Source organism: Pseudochrobactrum saccharolyticum (assembly GCF_008801715.1).
GTDB lineage: Bacteria > Pseudomonadota > Alphaproteobacteria > Rhizobiales > Rhizobiaceae > Pseudochrobactrum > Pseudochrobactrum saccharolyticum.
In genome coordinates, this window is the sequence record NZ_VZPG01000001.1 from 542,196 (window position 1) to 561,986 (window position 19,791).

Here is a 19,791-nt window from a genome sequence, read left to right on the forward strand (position 1 = left end):
CTTATCGACCTCTCATTCGGCAGGGCTGATTTTGGGCGGCAAAACAATCTGATCAGCCACCGGCAGAGCAGAATTACCGCTCAGGCGCCGCTTCAGACGTGCTGTCCATAAATGCCGGTAGGAGCGCAATTTGTTGAGCACAAACCATCTTTGCCGGATCAGATTGTAGAAGAAATGTTTCTCAACGGACGCAGCCGTTCTTGATCCGGTTCCTAGCGCATCTATGTCACTTTGCGCGCCGCGCGCTTTGACTAAAGGCGGCCAAACGGCCAGACCTGTATTGGTTCTTGTCAGCCAGAAACGCAGATAATTATCAACCGGCGCAAAAATCTCATGCTGACTGTTGACGAAATTCTGCGCACCGGCACGCGACCATATCAAACCGCCCGTCGTCATCGGAAAATAATGCGCACTGGTCAGATTGCGCTGCTGATCCTGCCCTTGAAGAGTGCAAAGCGGGGTATGACGTTTTATTCCGTCTGTGCCGATATTAATGAGATCCCAGTAACGCCCGTCTTTTTCCAGCCATGACAGCAGTTCTTCCGCCATTTTAGCAAGGTCTGCGGGAACGGACATATCGTCCTCCAGCACCATTGCGTATTGCTCGCCGGAATCCAGAAACATCTGCGCCGCTTTAAGATGGCTCAGATAACATCCGAGCTCTCCTCCGCTGACCTGACAGCCCATAAACGCCAAAGCGCGCTTTTCATGATAGGCCGGATGCGCTCTCGGATCACTTTTCCGGCCATCTACCGCCGGAACGCGGATAAATTCTATACCCGCGCGCTCCAATTGCCCGCGGGAAATGTCAAGCCGTTCCTGACTGCCATCAAGATTTACAAGATAGGTTCTCACCATAGTCTCCGCCATAAAATGGCTTAAAGCCTCCTGCCAAAAACCGGCAGGCGCGCATCAGCGACGTATCACTAGATGTTCATTTGCGGAGATACAATCAAGAAATTATGAGTTTTTAACGGAAATGTTTTGACAGTTTCAAACCCTGCGCCTGATAGTGCGAGCCAAGATCACTGCCATAGAGCGCTTTCGGCCGTTTGAGCATGTGTTCATAAATCAGACGGCCGACAATCTGTCCGTGTTCAAGGATAAACGGCACTTCATGACTGCGCACTTCCAGCACTGCGCGGCTGCCCTTGCCACCGGCAGAGACATTACCAAAACCCGGATCGAAGAAACCCGCATAATGCACGCGGAACTCACCGACCAGCGGATCAAAAGGGGTCATTTCCGCAGCATAAAGCGGCGGCACATGCACGGCTTCCTGTGAAACCAGAATGTAAAACTCATCGGGATCGAGAACCAATTCGCGATGTCCGCGATCATAGATCGGCTCCCAGAAATCCAGCACATCATGCTGCGCGCGTTTATCGACATCAACAACAGACGTATGATGTTTGCCACGATAACCGATCAGGCCGTTTTCACCACCGCTCAGATCAATCGACAGGGCAATCCCGCCATTGGAAATATTCGGCACAGCGGAAGCCACCAGCGTTTCCGCCGCGTGCAATGCAGCGAGTTCGGCTTCATTGATATGTGCGGTGCCTTTACGGAAGCGGATCTGCGACAGGCGCGAACCGGTACGCGCCACAATCGGAAATGTGCGCGGGCTGACTTCCAGATAAAGCGGGCCGTTATAACCGGCAGGCACCTTGTCAAATTCCTGCGCATTATCGGTAATCACGCGGGTGAAAATATCGAGGCGGCCGGTCGAGCTTTTCGGGTTTGCGGAAGCCGACAATTCCGCTGGCAGTGACAGACCTTCCAGCAGCGGCACGATATAGACGCAACCGGTTTCCAGCACCGCACCTTCACGCAGATCAATCTCATGCAGCTTCAGGCGTTCCAGTTTTTTGGCAACCGGTGTGTCCGGCCCCGGCATGAAAGATGCGCGGACGCGATAGGCTTTCTCACCAAGACGCAGATCAAGACTGGCAGGCTGTATCTGATCATGATCCAAGTCCCGCGCTGAAGTCAGCGCACCGGTTTCAAACAGAGCTGCAATATCGCTGTCTGCCAAAATTCCGCTATCTCGGGTCATCATTTGTCCAGTCATAAAATACTATTTTGCCGCAATCTAGCCTTGAACGGTTAAAAGAGGGCTACTGTGATATGCGCATTTACAGATAGATTTCACTCCCCGCTGTCAAGTCCTGTGAAATCGAGTGCTTGACATTATAATCATAACAGTCCTACAAAATCAGTCGTGGTGATTTGGCCGGCCGGCTTGCAGCCACGTTAAAGAAGTCGCTAAATATGGCCGCGGTTCCGAGCCGGTCTTTTTGCGTCTTCATGCAAAGGCCGGTTTTTTATTGGCCGGTGTGGCCCGAACCCTGCCGACCATCCTTTTATATAGGCTGGACCGATGACAAAGACACATATTCGCACCCTTCGCCCTGCAACTCAGCTTGTGCATAGCGGCACAACCCGCACGCCTTATGGCGAAACATCAGAAGCGCTGTTTCTGACGCAGGGTTTTGTTTATGACAGCGCCGAGGCTTGCGAAGCCCGTTTTACCGGTGAAGATCCGGGTTTCATCTATTCCCGTTATGCAAACCCGACGACGGATATGTTTGAAAAGCGCATGTGCGCGATTGAAGGCGCAGAAGAAGCCCGCGCCACTGCCTCCGGCATGGCTGCTGTTGCTGCGGCCATTCTCTGTCAGGTTCGTGCAGGTGATCACGTTTTGGCTGCCAAAGCGATGTTCGGCTCCTGTCGATACATCATTGAAACCCTTCTGCCGAAATACGGCGTTGAATTCACTTTGATTGATGGCGTGAATATTGAGAACTGGGAAAACGCCATCCGCCCGAATACCAAAGTGCTGTTTCTGGAAAGCCCGACCAATCCGACACTGGAAGTAATGGATATCGCCAGAATTGCAGGCATTGCCAATAGTGTTGGTGCCAAGCTGATCGTCGACAATGTGTTTGCCACTCCGCTCTATCAGCGGCCACTGGCGCTCGGCGCTCATATTGTTGTCTATTCTGCCACCAAACATATTGACGGTCAGGGACGTTGCCTCGGTGGTGTTGTTCTGTCTGATCGTGAATGGATTACGGAAGTTTTGCAGGATTATTTCCGCCATACCGGTCCGGGTCTCAGCCCGTTCAATGCATGGACGATGCTCAAAGGTCTGGAAACACTCGCCGTGCGTGTGGAAGCACAGACCCGCTCTGCTGCAAAAGTCGCGGATTTTCTGGCCGAACAGAATGCCATTGCCCGTGTGATTTATCCGGGTCGCAAAGATCACCCGCAGGCAGACATTATCGCCAAACAGATGAGCGGCGGCTCAACCATGATTGCGCTGGAGCTGAAAGGCGGCAAGAAAGCAGCTTTTGCTTTTGAGAATGCGCTGGAAGTCATCAGCATTTCCAACAATCTCGGTGATGCAAAAAGCCTGATTACCCATCCGGCAACCTCGACCCATAAAAATCTCAGCGACGATGCCAAGGCAGAACTCGGCATTACTGACGGCCTGCTGCGTCTTTCCATTGGTCTGGAAGATACAGATGATCTGATAGACGATATTGGCTTTGCACTGAAAGCGGCTCAAGGCTAAACTGGTATCAGACGGCTGCTGATTTGCCAGCAGCCGTCATATCCAGCCAGCTCCCGTGGCTTTCCAGAGTAACCTCTATGTATCGCGCAATTACCGAGAATATCGAAGTAACCGTTGAGCCGTTTTATCTGGAAGAGCAATCTTCACCGGATGAATCCCGATATGTCTGGGCTTATCGGGTAACGATTATCAATCATTCGGATATTCCGGTGCAATTGCGCTCACGGACATGGAAAATCACCGATGCCCATGGCCGGACTGAAGAAGTGCGCGGCCCCGGTGTCGTTGGCGAAGAACCGTTTCTGAAACCGGGTGACAGCTATCAATATTCGTCCGGTTGTCCGCTGACGACTTCATCCGGCATGATGTCCGGCAGCTATATGATGCAAAATCATGAGGCTGGCAGCCCTGATGAAGGCAAACTATTCCCCATTACTATTCCGGCATTTTCGCTCGATATGCCCGGACACAGACCGGTTCTGAACTAATTATAGTGTTCTGATCATCGCCACGCGGCGTTCAATCGGCAGGCCGATGGACTGTTCCAGCTCGGCAATGGAACGGAAACGCGCATTATATTGCGATACCGGCAATACCTGATAGCCACAGCTTTCATAAAAAGGCCGGTTCCATGGTATATCGCCAAATGTCGTCAGGCTGAGGCTTGTGCAGCCCTGCGCTTTCGCAAGGTCAGCCGCACCATCCAGCAATTTACGGCCAAACCCGCGCCGCTGGAAATCCTGATGCACAGATAGCTCCCAGACATGCAGGCAACCTTCATCCGGCATGGCTTCTGCCACCAGAAAGCCGCCAAGCACAGTATCGCATTCTGCAACCAGCACATGGCCTTTCTGCATAAAATCGAGATGCTGCTCCGCAGACATGACAGGCATATCGAGAATAAAATGCAAAGACGGGTCAGCTGCAAATGTTGAAGCTGCCGAGCGTTCAATCTCCGGCAGCAACGCAGCATCAGACGGCAGTGCCCGCCTTATCAGGCAGGCACTTTTGTCATGCTCAGCACTCATTGTGGTGCGTTAATTTCCGAAGGGTCAAAATCATAACGGCTGGAGCAGAACTCACAGGTCACCGAGATTTTGCCATTCTCAGTGCTGTGTTCGATTTCTTCAGCCGAGAAGCCTTTGAGCACACCGAAAATCTTGTCCCGCGAACAGGCGCAATGATCGACAACTTTCGTGCCTTCATAAACGCGCACGCCGCGCTCATGGAACAGACGATAAAGCAGACGTTCAGACGGCACCTGCGGGTCAGTCAGCTCGGAATCCTCAATGGTCGCAACCAGTGAACGGGCTTCCTGCCATTCATCCTCAACCGGAGCCTGTTCAGCCTCAGTACCATTCGGATTATCACCGCCATGCAGATCGCGATGACGCGCACGCAATTCGGACTGCGGCAGAAACTGCACCATCAGACCACCGGCACGCCATTGTTCACTCGCTTTGCCATCGGCACCGCGCTCGAAAAGCTTGGCAACAGCCAGCTGAACTTCAGTCGCAATCTGCTCAGACTGCATGAAGTAATTGCGTGCAATATCTTCCAGCGACGAGCCGTCCAGCGCAACAATACCCTGATAGCGCTGGGTGAATTCGCCCTGATCGACGGTCAGCGCCAGCGTACCCTTGCCCAGTAATTCTTCCGGCTTGGTTTTACCGGCAGCCACGAACTCTGCCACACGCTCTTCATCAAAACGGGCATAAGCGCGGATTGCATCCGGTGTGCGGAAATCCACCACCAGCATATCCACCGGACCATCCGAGCGGGTCTGGAAAATGAACTTGCCTTCAAATTTCAGAGATGTGCCGAGCAACACGGTCAGAACCGCGGCTTCGCCCAACAGGCGGGACACAACTTCCGGATAATTATGGCGTTTCAGAATAGCATCCAGCGCCGCGCCGAGCTGCACTGTGCGGCCGCGCACATCCAGACCTTCAACCTGAAAAGGCACAACAACATCATCACCGGACAGGGTAATATGGTCTGGCATCGGGCTATCAATCATCATCTGGTCTGTACTGGTCTGGTTATTCATCACTTATCTCTTTTTTATTGGCTGCCACGGGTGTCGCCACTGGGGCTGCATCACTGCGCCATAAATAACACACGGCTCGCAGGCGTTATACGACCTGCAAGCCGTGGTTCAATCTTCAAATCAGGATCAGGCAGCCGATCCATACGTTATCCTATAGATAAGAAGCGATCAGCGTCCTTCAAGACACCAGGTCAAAATCGCTTTCTGCGCATGCATACGGTTTTCCGCCTCATCAAAGACCACGGATTGCGGGCCGTCGATCACTTCATCCGTCACTTCCTCGCCACGATGGGCTGGCAGACAGTGCATGAACAAAGCGTCCTTATTGGCTTTCGCCATCAAATCCGCATTCACCTGATATGGCATGAAAACATTATTGCCGCGCGCATTATCTTCCTGCCCCATCGACACCCATGTATCGGTCACGATGCAGTCAGAACCGGCCACAGCCTTTTCCGCACTGGTGGTCGAGAAGATTTTTGCGCCTTTTGCATTTGCCCAGTCAACAAAACGCGACAGCGGTTCACTGCCCGAAGGTGTCGCAATATTCAGACGGAAATCAAACTGCGCCGCAGCCTCAATGAAGGAATGCAGCACATTATTGCCGTCACCGCTCCATGTGACCGTGCGGCCCTTGATTGGTCCGCGATGTTCTTCAAAAGTCAGAATATCGGCCATGATCTGACACGGATGGGTATCATCGGTCAGCGCATTGATAACCGGCACGGTCGCATGCTCGGCGAGTTCGAGCATGCGATCATGAGAGGTTGTACGGATCATAATGGCATCGACAAAACGTGACAAAACTTTGGCTGTGTCCGCAATGGTTTCACTGCGGCCAAGCTGCATTTCCGAACCGGTCAGCATGATTGTTTCGCCGCCGAGCTGGCGCATACCCACATCAAAAGAGACGCGGGTTCGCGTGGACGGCTTTTCAAAAATCATAGCCAGAACTTTACCATCAAGCGGCTTATCGCGCTCACCGGCTTTTAATCGTTCTTTGCGGGCGCGCGCTTCATCAAGGATGAAGCGCAGATCCTGCGGGCTGACTGCAGAGAGGTCGGTAAAATGCCTTAAAGTCTTATCATTTGCCATTATTAGTCACCGTTATGCAGGAGCTTTGGAAAGCTTGGCTGCAACCTTTTCAATCCGGTTCAGAGCTTCACGCATATCATCTGCCGTTACTGTCAGCGGAGGCAACAAACGCACAACATTGTCACCGGCGCCAACGCTCAGCATATGCTCGGCGCGCAATCCGGTAATTACATCTGTATTTGGCACGGCGCATTTCAGACCGATCATCAGGCCTTTACCGCGCACTTCGGTGAACACATCCGGATAGCGGTCGATGATCGACGCCATACCCTGACGGAACTGCGATGCCATTTCATTAACATGGTCAAAGAAACCATCGGCCAGCATTACATCCAGCACAGCTTCACCCACGGCCATCGCCAGCGGGTTACCGCCATAGGTGGTGCCATGCACACCTGCGACCATGCCCTTGGCTGCTTCAGCGGTTGCCAGACAGGCGCCCATCGGGAAACCGCCGCCGATACCTTTGGCAGTTGCCAGCAGATCAGGTTCAATACCTGCCCATTCATAGGCATAGAATTTGCCGGTACGACCAACGCCCGTCTGCACTTCATCCAAAATCAGCAGCAGGCCGTTTTCGTCGCAGATCTGACGGATCAGACGCAGAAATTCATTGGAGAAGGAGCGAAGACCGCCCTCACCCTGTACCGGCTCCAGAAGGATAGCCGCTGTTTCCGGTGTAATAGCAGCACGCAGGGCTGCTTCATCACCGAACGGCACCTGATCAAAACCATCGACCTTCGGGCCGAAACCTTCCAGATATTTGGCCTGTCCGCCGGCTGCGATGGTTGCCAGTGTACGCCCGTGGAAAGCACCTTCAAAGGTAACGATGCGATAACGCTCAGGCTGACCATTGGCAAAATGATAGCGGCGCGCGGTTTTAATCGCGCATTCCAGAGCTTCGGCGCCGGAATTGGTGAAGAAAACTTTATCGGCAAAAGTATTATCGACGAGGCGCTGACCAAGGCGCTCCTGACCCGGCACTTCATAGACATTGGAAAGGTGCCACAATTTGGCGGCCTGATCCTGAAGTGTCTTTACCAGATGCGGGTGGCTGTGTCCGAGTGAATTCACAGCAATACCGGCTGCGAAATCGAGATAGCGTTCGCCGCCCTCGGTAATCAGCCAAACGCCCTCCCCTCGCTCAAAGCGCAACGCTGCACGATTATAGGTGTCGTAAAGCGGGTGCACAGTCGCAGTCGTCATGCCAATAAGGCCTCCAAAGCCTTTAAATTGAAGCGGGCATCAACATCAGTCTTCACCGGTCTCCGTGAGTTCTCTCAAACTCCCCCCGGAGAAGCGGTTGTTGCGCGCGGATGAAATCAAAAAGCCGCCCTCAGGGCGGCTCGACAATGCACTATTGTTCGCCAATATATAAATGTCAATCAAAGACCGCGGCCCTGCGGGGTGAAAACCGCCCCCTTAAAATGTGCAAAAATGTCGCTGTTGCGCAATTTTGTTACGCAGGCTTCAATAAGGGATCCGGCCTGAACAACAGGCCGGTACAACCATAATTGTCAATTTTCAGCCCCGTGCCCGTGAAATAAACTCCGAAGTGTTGCACGAAAACCTTGTATTTAAAAAAAACCGGTCTATTAAATGCCCGCTGATCTCCAAGGTTGGGGAAAACCATTCCAGCACCGGGCGCCGCGCTTGTCACGGAGTCCTTGCTTAAGGTAGTTTCATATTAAAGTAAGACTAGATTTAGTGCGACAGCGCCAGCTGTCCGGTACATATGGTGCCTGCTTGGACGGGCCCGTAAAAACGATAGCCGGACGCTATAAAGATTATAAAGAACGGAGCCTGAGCCACAATGAACTGGACAGATGAACGCGTCGAGCTTCTCAAGAAATTGTGGAGTGAAGGTCTGAGTGCAAGCCAGATCGCAGCCCAGCTGGGCGGCGTCAGCCGCAATGCGGTGATCGGGAAAGTGCACCGGCTTAAACTATCCGGACGCGGCAAAACAACAACTGCCGCGCCACGCAGCAAGAAACCGGCTCCCGCTCCGGTCGCTGCACCGCGCCCGACAACAACATCAAGCAGCAGCATGTCATCCGGCAGTGCAAGTGCACCGCAGCCGACAATGCGTGCCACAGTGATGAAAACCTCCGGTGCCGCAGCACTGCAGGCAGAAGTTCTGGCTGATGCCGTTGCGGAACCGATTATCCGTCACAATGAAAATGTTGTTGTGCCGATTTCCCGTCACCTGACCCTGCTGCAGTTGACAGAACGCACATGCAAATGGCCGGTCGGTGATCCGCTGCACGAAGATTTCCACTTCTGCGGTCATGAATCCGGTGAATCCAGCCCTTATTGCAGCTATCATTCCAAGCTGGCTTTCCAGCCGACTGCAGAGCGCCGCCGCGCTCGCTAATCGGCACCATATGCAAACAAAAAGGCGCTTTTCAGCGCCTTTTTTATTGTCCTGATATCATGCGCAAGTGGCATTAATTCATCCGCATATAGTGCAAAGGCAAAGCAGGAAATGCACTGCTTTTTGCACCACTCAGCGCGCAAAACTTAAAGCAGGCGCTGATAAACCGCCAAAGTCTGATCTGCGATTCCAGACCAGCTGTAGTTTTTTGCAATTTCCGCACTCTGTTCAGCCGCCTGCGCTGCACTGAAAGGCTGATCCAGTTTTTCAGCCATTTGCTTTGCTAAGGCCTGCGTATCTCCGAGAGGGAAATAATCAGCCTCCGGCAAGCCGACTTCAAGATTGGCGGTAATATCACTGGCCAGAACCGGCAATCCGTAGCCCATCGCCTCCATCATCGCGATCGGCATGCCTTCATGACTGGACGGTAAAACAAACAAAGCTGCATTGCTGTAAAGCGCCCTCAGATCATCGCCGCGTTGCATGCCGGTGAGCACGATATTCGGCGTTTTGGCAGCCAGAGCTTTCACCTGATCGACATAAGGTGACTGATGATCGGCGGCACCGACAATCGCCAATTTCTTATCCGTGTGATAACCCGCAGCCTGCATGGCAGCAAAAGCGGCAATCAGATCGTGCTGGTTCTTTTCCGGCACGATACGGGCAACCATCACCACATATTTCTTCTGCTCCAGTGCAAATGTCTGCAACACAGCGCTTGCCCCACCGGTTTCCCGTAAGGTCACACCATTCGGAATAAATTGTGCGGAAACCTGATAGCGTTCTGCCATAGCCTCAGCGATATGACGGGAAACGGCAATCCGCTGACTGGCAAAACGCATCCCTGCCCATTCGCCGGTTTTCAGCATTTTGCGGGCAAGTCCGCCCCATTTATCGCGGTTATAATCAAAACCATGATGGGTAACGACGGTTTTAAGCCCAAGCAATCGTGCCAAAGGGGTCAGCAAAGCCGGTCCGATTGCATGAATATGCAGGATGTCAGGACGTCGAACTGCCGCCACCAGCACGCCGAGAAATGTATGAGCAATCGCTTCAAATTTCGTGGAAAGCGGCGCCCAAAGCGGCGTGACCTGCACACCCTCCCATTGATAAGGCTTTTTCTGGGTCAGATAGGGTTTGCGTCCCAGCACTTCGACATCCCAGCCTTTTTCAACAAAAACGCGGGCAAGCTCTTCAACATGCTTCTCCACACCGCCCTGCACTTGCGGCACACCACGCAAACCGAGCATCATCACTTTGGGGCGCTTACTCATGCGCGTACTCCCAGATCAGCGTAAAGAGCGAGCATACGATTACGATAGGCTTCAGCCGAGAATTCATTCAAAATCCATTCACGCCCGGCCAGCCCCATCCGGTTACACTCCGCAAGCGGCATAGCAGCCATATGGCTTAGTTGTGCTGCCAGATCATCAGCATTACCGGCCTCAGCAGTCAGTCCGGTCTCACCTTCACGGATCATCTCCGGAATACCGCCAATACGTGCGCCGATCACCGGTGTGCCCAGCGCATAGGCCTCCAGAATGCTGACCGGTGCATTTTCATACCATTCTGACGGCAGAACCAGCGCCCTTGCCTCACCGATCAGACGATGCAGCTTTTCGCCGGTCACATAACCGGCGAAAGCTACCGGCGCGCTGAGTTCCGCTGCCAGTGCTTTCAATTCGGCCTCATCAGGGCCCGTACCGGCAATGACCAATTTCACATCGGATTTTGCCGCTGCAGTGATAAGCGTTTTGAGGCCTTTTTCTGGTGCTAAGCGACCGGCAAACAGCAGATAGTCCTGCGCCTCATAAACCGGCTTCAGATGATCCGTTTCCACGAAATTCGGAATATAGACCAGTTGCTCCGGCGGCCAGCCCCATTCAATCAGCTTCTCACGGTAGAAACGGCTCGGCACCACAAAGCGGTCAACTTTATTGCGGTAAAGGCCGAGCATCCGGTGAACAGCAGTTTCGACAAAAACCAGTCCGCTGAGCGAAACCGACCCTTTGATGCAGCGATTGGCGACCACATTATAAATCCGGCCACCTTTGCACTGCTCACAAACATGACCGTCAACCAGCATTTTATAAGCAGGACAGGCCAGTTTCAGATCATGCACGGTCATTACAACCGGAATATTATGCTGCTTCAGCGTCGCAAAAATTGACGGTGACAAATGGTGATAGACATTATGCGCATGAGCGATATCCGGTTTCGCGGCTTCCAGCAATTGGCTCAGATTTTGCTGCGCCTCGCGGGAATAAATGATCTTAGCAGCCTGCTTAACCTTGGTCAGCGCAGAGCTTTCACGGCCATATTCAATTTCAGATACAAAATAGCGCGACCAGTCTGAAGGCAGATTTTCCGGATGCTGCATGGCAAAAGGCACGGCATCCCAGCCGATATCCTCGAACAGGCTCATATGATCGAGAAAGATCGCTTCCGCTCCGCCACGCCGGTAAAAATAATTATTAATTGCCAGCAGACGCATCTGCTTCTCATCTAAGGTCATGCGTTCCCTCAAGCAGGCCTGAGAGCATAATTTCTTAAACTTGAAACAGAAATTATGCTCTCACTTTAAAGTGTCAGAGCGAGTTTTGTGCACCCAATGGGTGTCTGGCGCTCTAAAGCTTTATAAATTTTACACATCACACAGCATGTGCAGATGCATAATCATCCAGTGCTTCATCAACTGTTAAAATTTCACATCCGCTTTGCACCGCATATTGAACCAGTTTTTCAAAGGTCGCCGGTGTGCAGCCATAGGATGTCGGTGTTTCAGAAATGTCATGCGTAAAAAAGATCAGCCAGCCCGGCTGCGCTTTCACCGCATCAATTTCCCGCGTCAATTGTAATGAATGTGCCTCTGGCTGGCGGATCTCCATACCATACAACATTTGCGGGCTTATTGCCCCGCGATTGATCCGGTTTTCTCCGGCGCGGCAAGTACGGTAATTGCGCGCCAACCGCCGATGGGCAAAATAGGAAACCGCATTATAGGGATAGGCAAAATTAAACTTCGGACCATGTCCGCCTTTGTTATCTCCCAGAATCCGGCTCAGAAATGACCGGTTTCGGTCAATCTCACTTTGCAACTGCGCATCCTTAAGTGCCGCAACATTCGCATGTGAAAATGTATGGCACCCGATTTCATGCCCGCGTTCCGCCAGTTCACGAATTCCGCTTTCGGTAATCAGTTTACGGCTGGTTTCTGATGTACCGGCGAGCCCTCCGGCCACATAAAATGTTCCGCGCAATCCGTATTTTTCCAATATGGTCGCGCCATAATACAAAGTGCTGTCAGGCACATCGTCGAAAGTGAACGTGATCACCGCATGATCCGTTGGCACATGAAGTGTTTTAGGAGCGAGACGGGACATCAGCCGTGCCTGTAAACGAGCGACCCAGTATTTAATTTTGTGCTTCACCGTGTCACTCCGATACTGCCTGATGCGAACGCAAGCGAGGGCGCATCGTCATAAGGAACCGGCACTGCCAATGCCTGCAAACGCAAGCCGAACAGAGCCATCATAACGCTGAACCATAATAAACTGCCGGTTTCAAAGAATACACTTTCAAGCGCGCCCCCAAACAAACCGTAAAGCCAGATACGTACATAAAGCCGCACAACAGGCGTATAGAGGTTTTGCTGTGAAATCCGCCTGATGTAAAGTAATGGCAGCACTAAAATCCAGATAAAGACAAGCAAAAAACCAATAACACCGAGATTAATTAACGCATCGACCCATGCATTGTGACCGTTAAAAGCACGCGGAGACCAGTTTTCCACTGTATCATTATTAACCAGAGCGTCCGTCAGCCAATAACCATGAAGCCCGTGCCCGATCAATGGCCTATCAGCAATTGCCCCTACAGCCAGTCGCCAGATATCCGAACGGTTGGTGAAACTGGCATCAATGCCGAGCGATGTAATAAACTCATAGACAGACGGTATCAATGCAGCGCCGACCGTTAAAAAATTGATCGTTAACACACCGCCGACAGCAATCGGCACACGCAGCCACTTAATTTTCTCGAAAACATAGGCGATCAGCAGGATCATCGGGAACATGGCTGTCGATGTCTTGCCGCCGGTATGCATCAAAAAGAACACCGACAAAACAAGGATCAGCCAGCCCGCAAGGTGATAGCCTTTATCTTTCAGGTAAAGCCCGAAGAAGCCACTGACCAGCATGGCTGCAGAGGCAACATTCTTATGGGCAAAATGACCGCGCCAGTTCCCTAACTGCTCATCGCCTAATTCGGAACTGAACTGATGTATAGCCACTAACGGCTTGAACATTACACCGAAATAGGCAAGCCCCAGCATGACAAACAGCCCTGCCATAATCATTTTGGCGAATTGCTCTTCAGAACGCGGCAATAACAGGAATACCGAGGCATTGAGCATAATGATGCAGGAAAGAATAAGCTGTTTTAAGGATTCAACCCGCTCTGCAGAGAAAAGCGCCGCGAGCAAAATCCATATGACCAGCAACACGATTAAAGGCCTGGGTTGCAATACCAGCTTCTTTAACGGGCTGATGGCAACATAACAAATAGCACTTGCAAAGAGCAGCAAGGAAACGACCTGATTAAACAGGCTTGAGCCGCCTTCAGCCGCCGCCGAAGCCGTTTCCGCAGGAAAAGGCTCGATCGTCACCCAGAGGTAAAAGAACTGCGCCATGAATAAGGTCGCAGCAAGAAAACCCCTTATATCGCTCATGCCGGAGGTGCGGATCATCTGCAACCTGCTTCACTATTTTTTATAAGAAGCGCGGGACTGTGCACGTAAGAGACCGATAAATCCGAAAAGCAAGGCCAGCCCTGTACCAAGACCACCGCCGACAACGGCACCGGCAACAGTAAGAAGAGCTGTACCCGGAGGCCATGAACGGCTTTTCGGTGGCAAGGCCGGTGAAGCAATACGGATATTAGTCGCATCGATCTGCTGGCGTTGCGCAATTTCCTGCGCACGGGTCAGATAGGTCTGATACAGCGTAGTCTTTGTCAGGCGGTCGCGTTCAAGATCATTCAGCGTAACCTGTGCATCCGTATCGAGGGAAACCGCTGACCGGGCAGTCTCAATCTGACGGCGCAAAGTTTCGACCACAGAATTTGCCTGATCCAGATCCAGCTTTGCGGCACGTAAAATCCGTGACGTTTCCTGCGAAATTTGTGCCTGCAGGCCTGCAATTTGCGACTGCGTGCTGGCCAGTTCAGGATAACGCGGACCATAAGTCATGGTCATAGCATCAAGACGCTGTTTCAGGGTCGCATATTGTGTGCGCAATGCAGTCAGCGTCGGGGATTGCAATGTACCGGACGGATCCAGAGCCTGATTGCCGGCACTGGTCAGTTCTGCATAACGGGATTTTGCCTCGGCCTGACGGCTCAGAGCGCCGACGAGCTGTGAATTGATTTCTGTCAAAGCCTGTGCACTGACCAGCTCACCGGTATTACCGGTCTGAAGCCCCTGCGCATTGCGGAACTGCGCTACTTTCATTTCGGCTTCAGTTGCAGCCTTTTTCAGCTCACTCAGCGGTTCTGTCAAAGCACGGGCAGCGCGTGCGGCACCATCCCGCTCATTCTGTGCAACTTCATCCTGAAAGGCCTTGGCGACAGTATCTGCCAATATAACGGCCTTTTCAGGCTCCCGCGCCCAGACAGTGAGGTTAATCAGATAAGAACGCTCCGGACGGCGCGCCTCAACACGTGATGACAATTCACGCAAGGCTGCAATATTCTTTGCCTGTTGCGGATCGACAGTATCATCCTTCTTCGGCTCACCCAGAAGACCGGAGAATAATGTTTTCTCTGTTCCGTTAAATTCCGGATCATCCTGCAATTTCAGTTCGTCGACCACACGTTGCATCACATTACCGGATGTCAGCAAGCGCAGCTTGCTTTCAATATCCATCAGCTGGCTTTCTGCCTGCATACTGGTGGCATAAACATCATTCGGCACAACCTGCAAATTTGATGGTGCAACAATGATATCCGAACCCGCAGTGAAACGCGGCTTGGCGGTTTTACCAAAACCTATGCCGACAGCTGCCCCCACCAGAGCCAGCAGCAGGATCAGCCACCAAAAGCGCAGCAACCAATTGATAATATCTGAAAAACCAACAACCGGAAAAACCCAGCTGCGCTGTGCAGAACGCGCCTCGTCACTGTCTGCATAATCCTGTTGCGAAGAGGAAGAAACGGCTTGAGAGGCTCGTATATCTGTATCCGGCTGCAAAACAGCTTCTGCACCACGGCTGCCGGCAGACGCGGGTTTGGCTTTTTTAGCTAATTCTTGCAGCGTATACATCAGACATCTCTAATAGCTTGAGGCAAAACCCGTATAGAGGGCTCAATTGCTGTATCTACTTATGCAGTAACAGAGATATTAAAAAAAAAGGTTAACAAAGCCTCATCGGCATAGTTTAAGTATTAGATTCCATGAAAAGCATTATTTTAAATTTTACTTATAATAATTAATAACAGGCTTCCCCTGCCTTTTTGTTTTCCGGCCTAAATCGGTCTAAAATTGTTCCCTTTCACAGGAAAATGCTATAGAGAGGCTGCGACAAGGGAAATAAACTATGAGTGAAACGGAGTTGCCGGACAACCGCATGTCTGCACGTATCCGACGATATTTACCGTCGCTCCTCTCCTATATGGCTTCCAGCGGCAGCCTCATCATGGCAAGTGTAGCACAGCTTGCGACATTTGCTATTCTCGCGCGTTTTCTCGGCGCGGCTGAATTTGGTATGTTCATCACTATCATGGCAATCACCAGCATTGTCGTGCATATTTGCGGCATTGGCAGCGCTGAAAGCCTGCTGCGGCGCGTGGCGCAGAATAAAAAAATATATCCGGTCATGCTCGGTCACAATCTGATATTGATCGGTATCAGCGGTGCTCTGCTCGTAGCTGCCGGAATGCTTATCCTGCCCTACTGGATCGAATTTTCACCTGATCCTGTCACCAACACGATCAGTCTCTTTCTCTATCTTGTCACCAATATTGTCTTGCTGCGCATGATTTTGCTGGCTGAGGCCGTCTATATCGGACACAGCAATTTCAAAGCAGCCAATCTCTCTGTGGTCGGCTTCGCCCTTGCCCGTACGCTTGCGGCGGTTCTGGCTTGTGTTGTGTTTGGCGTCAGCACCATTAACGGCTGGGCCTGGTGGCAATTTGCCTGTCACGTATTAGTTGCCGGAATATACTGGCTGTTTTTAATGCGGCTGGGCAAACCCATCTTCCATATTATGCGTGAGGAAATCAAACTCGGTATCTTCTTTGCCACCCCGTTCATCTTCCGCGCCATTCGCCAGAATATCGACTTGTTGCTGCTTGGTCTTCTTCTCTCCCCCGCAGTCATCGGCAGCTACGGCGTTGCACGACGGATTGTCGACAGCAGCTATCTGAATATTGATGCCATGAGCCGTTTGCTCTATCCCCGCTTTGCTAAAATGAGTGCGAACGGCATCGACAAAGCCTGGCCTCTGGCACAAAAAGCCACGCTGATGGCATTGGGTATTTCCGTTTTCACAGCGACATTTGTTTATTTTTTGGCACCATATCTGCCACTGATTTTCGGTCAGGAATATCAGTCCATGGTATATTTTACGCAGGTGCTGTGCTGGGTCATTATTTTCTATGCATTATGGTCTGTCAGCGTCGAGGTAATGGGGTCTGCCGGTGAGCACGGCTATCGCGCGGCTATTCTTAACACCGGCAATATAATCGGCGCGCCGATACTGGCATTTGCCACATGGCTGATGCCGCCGACAGGTACATTTATTTCAATCTATCTGATTGAAATCTCCATCGCCATCTGCGCATGGCTGGTGCTGTTGCGCTTGATGCGCAGGGCAAAACAGAGTTCAGTTTAGAGCGACCTTATTGCACCCGAAGAGGCGCCCGTCGCTCTAGAGCGGTTTAAGTCCAGATTGGATCATAGCGCTCGCGTCTCAATTCTTTGTTTGGTCGCATTATCACGGGCGTCAAGTTGATCCAACTTGACATAATCAAGAAGTCAAGTTGATCCAACTTGACTGTGAAATGCTCTAATGCTTGTTTTCCTGAATGATTTTGCTCTCGATCATAGCAGCAGGATTTTTGCGTGGCGTGAAAAAGCCAAGCGGTAGTGCCGCTGCATGAAAAAACCATGCTGTAACTGAATAGAGCCCGATTGAAAAACTGCGATGTTTCACGCTCATCAAAGCTACTGCAGCAGCAATCATTGCCAGATCAATCAATAGCGCAATACCGGTTGGCAAGACAGCCAGCACCAGCAGCATAGCGATAATCCATCCATAGACTGCCATCCACAGTCGCAATTCCGGCAATTCGGCAAACAACATCCTGAAATGTGGCTTGCCCGTTGCCGAGCGCAGCAATTCTCCGATGCCGCGAATATATTTTGACTGCCAGCGCTTAATTAGAAGCTTGTATGCATTGGCACTATGCCCCGTGTGATACACGAAGCGCCGGTCGAGACGAAACAATGTCCAGCCCTTGGCACGCAACCGCACACCCAGATCATATTCTTCATAGCTGTGCAGATTACGGTCAGACAAATAGCCGATTTCTTCTATCGCCTCGCGCCGGTAAAGTCCTCCGCAATTAATACGGTCGATCGTTCCGACTGCTTTATACGCGGTTTTCCGCAAGCCGCGCCGGACATATTCAAGGCTCTCATTATTGCGCTCCATCACATGGCCGGTAACACCGGCAACGCGCGGATTTGCTTCCAGATATTTCAGCGCCTCGATAATAAAGTCCGGTGCCAGTTCTGTATCACCGTCCATCAGGCAGATAAAAGAGCCGCTGCTATACTGATAGCCCAATTGAGGCCCCAATCCGCAACTGGCTTTGGCAGGCGCTTCAATCTGAACAATTTTTACAGGATATTGCTTTGCAATCTCAATCGTACGGTCGCGGGAACCGCTGTCAGCCAGAATAACTTCACCCTGCCCGTCAGGCAAAGCTGCAAGAGCACTTTCAAGCGCGGCGGCAATCCGTCGTTCTTCATTCAATGCTTTGATAATGATTGAGACCGCCATCTTACATCCTGCTTGTCTGAGCATCGGGCTATCACGCGCATATAGGCATAAGACATATAAAATGCAATTAACACCGCCATGGAACATGGCTGGCAGACTATATTATCAAAATGCCTTAATATTATTATTTCACTTAAATAAAACTCACTCAAATACTACAAAGCAATGACCTGTTTTTGCTTATCCGCAAAGCGATATAATAATTCTGTGTTTCAAAATTTTCCCTAGGACATTGTTTACACAATTCTGCCAGAGTCGCCTCAGCTTCACTCAAACGTAAAACGGCTTTCAGCATCACGCCTGACTATCATTGAACAAAACAGGGCAAGCGGCATGGCATTAATCAGTTCGATACAGCTTTCCCGGGGAGAGCCGGATTTAAGCCTGATCGAACCTGCTCAGGTGCCTAAAAGCGAATATCTTGCCCTCAGTTCTGATCCGCACATCTCCCTATGCCCGGCTTATCAGATCCGCTGCTTTAAGTCCGTTGACGATGTTTCCGGCGACTGGCCTGCCGCTGAAAAAAACGGGCCCGGCAAACTGCATAGCCATGCAAGTCCGAATTATCATATTTTTCAGACCACAACATTTCTGAAAATCTGGGAAGAAACCTATGCTCCGGCATTGAAGGCTGAGCTGTGCCTAATCGAAGTTCGCACAGAAGACGGCAGACCGGTTATGTTTCTGCCTCTGGCTATCTTTGTGCGCAACGGAACGCGCATCCTGTCTTTTACAGATCAGGGTGTGGCCGATTATAATGCGCCCGTATTGTTTGCCTGCGGAATGATCTGGACCCGTGCGCAGGCAGAAAATGTGTGGCAGCAGATACAAAAAGCTCTGCCGGCTTTTGATTTTGCCGATTTTAATAATATGCCTGAAAAACTGGGCAATCTGACCAATCCGATATTTTTGCTGGCCAATCAGAGCAACTCAGCGGACAGCCATGCCAATATATTGTCTCATGACTGGGACAGAATACAGCAGAACCTCGTGCGCCCGAAAATTATCCGGCGCAAACTCCGCCGCCTCCATGAATTAGGCGATTGCGAATTTTTTATCGCGAAAAATGACGCTGAAAATCAGGCATTGCTGGACTTCATGTTACGGGAAAAACAACAGCGTTTTATTGAAACGCATGTACCGGGATTTGAGCAATATCCTGAGAAAATTCACTATTTCAATGAAGCAACACGAGTATTTCAATCAGCCGGTGTGCTGCATTTTTCTGCATTGAAACTGAATGGTGAAATTCTCGCTTGTATGTGGGGACTGGTCAGCGGGCCACATTATTACGGCATCATGATTGCTTCTAATCTGAAAAACTGGGCGAAATATTCCCCCGGCCATGTCTTACATTATCTGCTGATCAAAGACCTGAAAGAGCAAGGCTATAATTGCCTTGATCTTGGCGTTGGTGACGAAGACTGGAAATTGCAGAATTGTGATCTGACCATTCCGCTCAAACGCCTCACCGTCTGCGCCACACTGCGCGGTCGCCTCTATGAAGTACATAAAGAAGTCATGTCGCGTTTGCGTGCCACGTCATTCTGGCAGGCTCTGCGGCCGTTGAAATGGCAGCTGATCCGCGGCGTTAAACGCTGATTAGCCAGCCCGCGGATCGCACCCTACA

17 protein-coding genes and 1 riboswitch are annotated in these 19,791 nt (G+C 51.3%); of the genes, 5 read left to right on the forward strand and 12 right to left on the reverse strand.

The features are described 5' to 3' along the window. Positions 1 to 12: 12 nt before the first annotated feature. Positions 13 to 858: a glycosyltransferase family 25 protein gene (locus tag F7P81_RS02555; protein ID WP_170265204.1), complete on the reverse strand. Its 846-nt coding sequence runs from the start codon at positions 856 to 858 to the stop codon at positions 13 to 15. A gap of 112 nt (positions 859 to 970) precedes the next feature. Further along, positions 971 to 2,062 (reverse strand): 2'-deoxycytidine 5'-triphosphate deaminase, encoded by a 1,092-nt coding sequence (locus F7P81_RS02560; protein ID WP_122092108.1) that lies wholly within the window; start codon positions 2,060 to 2,062, stop codon positions 971 to 973. A 152-nt stretch (positions 2,063 to 2,214) separates the two neighbouring features. Then, a riboswitch (SAM riboswitch) is annotated at positions 2,215 to 2,294 on the forward strand. Between the two features lie 89 nt (positions 2,295 to 2,383). On the opposite strand from F7P81_RS02560, the gene F7P81_RS02565 reads away from it, so the two are divergent. Next, positions 2,384 to 3,580: an O-succinylhomoserine sulfhydrylase gene (locus F7P81_RS02565; RefSeq protein WP_151158456.1), complete on the forward strand. Its 1,197-nt coding sequence runs from the start codon at positions 2,384 to 2,386 to the stop codon at positions 3,578 to 3,580. Between the two features lie 77 nt (positions 3,581 to 3,657). Further along, the gene (gene apaG / locus F7P81_RS02570; protein WP_022711120.1) at positions 3,658 to 4,068 is read left to right on the forward strand and encodes a Co2+/Mg2+ efflux protein ApaG; all 411 of its coding nucleotides are present in this window, start codon (positions 3,658 to 3,660) and stop codon (positions 4,066 to 4,068) included. Here the strand turns inward: apaG and F7P81_RS02575 are convergent, their stop codons facing one another. The 4 genes from F7P81_RS02575 to F7P81_RS02590 all read right to left on the reverse strand — a co-directional run bounded on the left by F7P81_RS02575 (position 4,069) and on the right by F7P81_RS02590 (position 7,931). Then, positions 4,069 to 4,608, reverse strand: a complete 540-nt coding sequence (locus F7P81_RS02575) for a GNAT family N-acetyltransferase (RefSeq protein WP_151158457.1) — start codon at positions 4,606 to 4,608, stop codon at positions 4,069 to 4,071. Continuing rightward, positions 4,605 to 5,603 carry an Hsp33 family molecular chaperone gene (locus F7P81_RS02580; RefSeq protein ID WP_238481701.1) on the reverse strand — a complete coding sequence of 333 codons (999 nt, stop codon included), beginning with the start codon at positions 5,601 to 5,603 and terminating at the stop codon, positions 4,605 to 4,607. Before F7P81_RS02580 ends, F7P81_RS02575 begins: the two co-directional genes overlap by 4 nt. Before the next feature lie 195 nt (positions 5,604 to 5,798). After that, the gene (gene argF, locus F7P81_RS02585; RefSeq protein ID WP_116086858.1) at positions 5,799 to 6,725 is read right to left on the reverse strand and encodes an ornithine carbamoyltransferase; all 927 of its coding nucleotides are present in this window, start codon (positions 6,723 to 6,725) and stop codon (positions 5,799 to 5,801) included. A gap of 12 nt (positions 6,726 to 6,737) precedes the next feature. Then, positions 6,738 to 7,931: an aspartate aminotransferase family protein gene (locus F7P81_RS02590; protein ID WP_022711116.1), complete on the reverse strand. Its 1,194-nt coding sequence runs from the start codon at positions 7,929 to 7,931 to the stop codon at positions 6,738 to 6,740. 607 nt (positions 7,932 to 8,538) lie between these two features. Here F7P81_RS02590 and F7P81_RS02595 point away from each other — a divergent pair. Then, positions 8,539 to 9,099: a GcrA family cell cycle regulator gene (locus F7P81_RS02595; protein WP_022711114.1), complete on the forward strand. Its 561-nt coding sequence runs from the start codon at positions 8,539 to 8,541 to the stop codon at positions 9,097 to 9,099. Positions 9,100 to 9,245: 146 nt separating this feature from the next. On the opposite strand, the gene F7P81_RS02600 is transcribed toward F7P81_RS02595, so the two are convergent. From F7P81_RS02600 to F7P81_RS02620, 5 genes are all read right to left on the reverse strand, one after another. Further along, a complete protein-coding gene (locus F7P81_RS02600) occupies positions 9,246 to 10,373 on the reverse strand; it encodes a glycosyltransferase family 4 protein (protein WP_151158459.1) in 1,128 nt (375 codons plus the stop codon). Continuing rightward, on the reverse strand, positions 10,370 to 11,614 hold the full coding sequence (locus F7P81_RS02605) for a glycosyltransferase family 4 protein (RefSeq protein ID WP_151158460.1): 1,245 nt from the start codon (positions 11,612 to 11,614) through the stop codon (positions 10,370 to 10,372). Before F7P81_RS02605 ends, F7P81_RS02600 begins: the two co-directional genes overlap by 4 nt. 136 nt (positions 11,615 to 11,750) lie before the next feature. Then, the gene (locus F7P81_RS02610; RefSeq protein ID WP_151158950.1) at positions 11,751 to 12,482 is read right to left on the reverse strand and encodes a polysaccharide deacetylase family protein; all 732 of its coding nucleotides are present in this window, start codon (positions 12,480 to 12,482) and stop codon (positions 11,751 to 11,753) included. 44 nt (positions 12,483 to 12,526) lie between these two features. After that, positions 12,527 to 13,846, reverse strand: a complete 1,320-nt coding sequence (locus F7P81_RS02615) for an O-antigen ligase family protein (RefSeq protein ID WP_151158461.1) — start codon at positions 13,844 to 13,846, stop codon at positions 12,527 to 12,529. Between the two features lie 15 nt (positions 13,847 to 13,861). After that, complete coding sequence (locus F7P81_RS02620) at positions 13,862 to 15,418, reverse strand: GumC family protein (RefSeq protein WP_151158462.1); 1,557 nt, start codon at positions 15,416 to 15,418, stop codon at positions 13,862 to 13,864. 274 nt (positions 15,419 to 15,692) lie between these two features. On the opposite strand from F7P81_RS02620, the gene F7P81_RS02625 reads away from it, so the two are divergent. Next, positions 15,693 to 16,988 (forward strand): lipopolysaccharide biosynthesis protein, encoded by a 1,296-nt coding sequence (locus F7P81_RS02625; RefSeq protein WP_246176019.1) that lies wholly within the window; start codon positions 15,693 to 15,695, stop codon positions 16,986 to 16,988. Between the two features lie 174 nt (positions 16,989 to 17,162). Here F7P81_RS02625 and F7P81_RS02630 read toward each other — a convergent pair whose 3' ends face one another. Beyond that, the gene (locus F7P81_RS02630) at positions 17,163 to 18,161 is read right to left on the reverse strand and encodes a glycosyltransferase family 2 protein (RefSeq protein WP_151158463.1); all 999 of its coding nucleotides are present in this window, start codon (positions 18,159 to 18,161) and stop codon (positions 17,163 to 17,165) included. 333 nt (positions 18,162 to 18,494) lie between these two features. Here F7P81_RS02630 and F7P81_RS02635 point away from each other — a divergent pair, with 333 nt between their 5' ends. Further along, positions 18,495 to 19,763, forward strand: coding sequence for a GNAT family N-acetyltransferase (locus tag F7P81_RS02635; RefSeq protein ID WP_151158464.1), 1,269 nt, complete (start codon positions 18,495 to 18,497; stop codon positions 19,761 to 19,763). Positions 19,764 to 19,791: the final 28 nt, after the last annotated feature.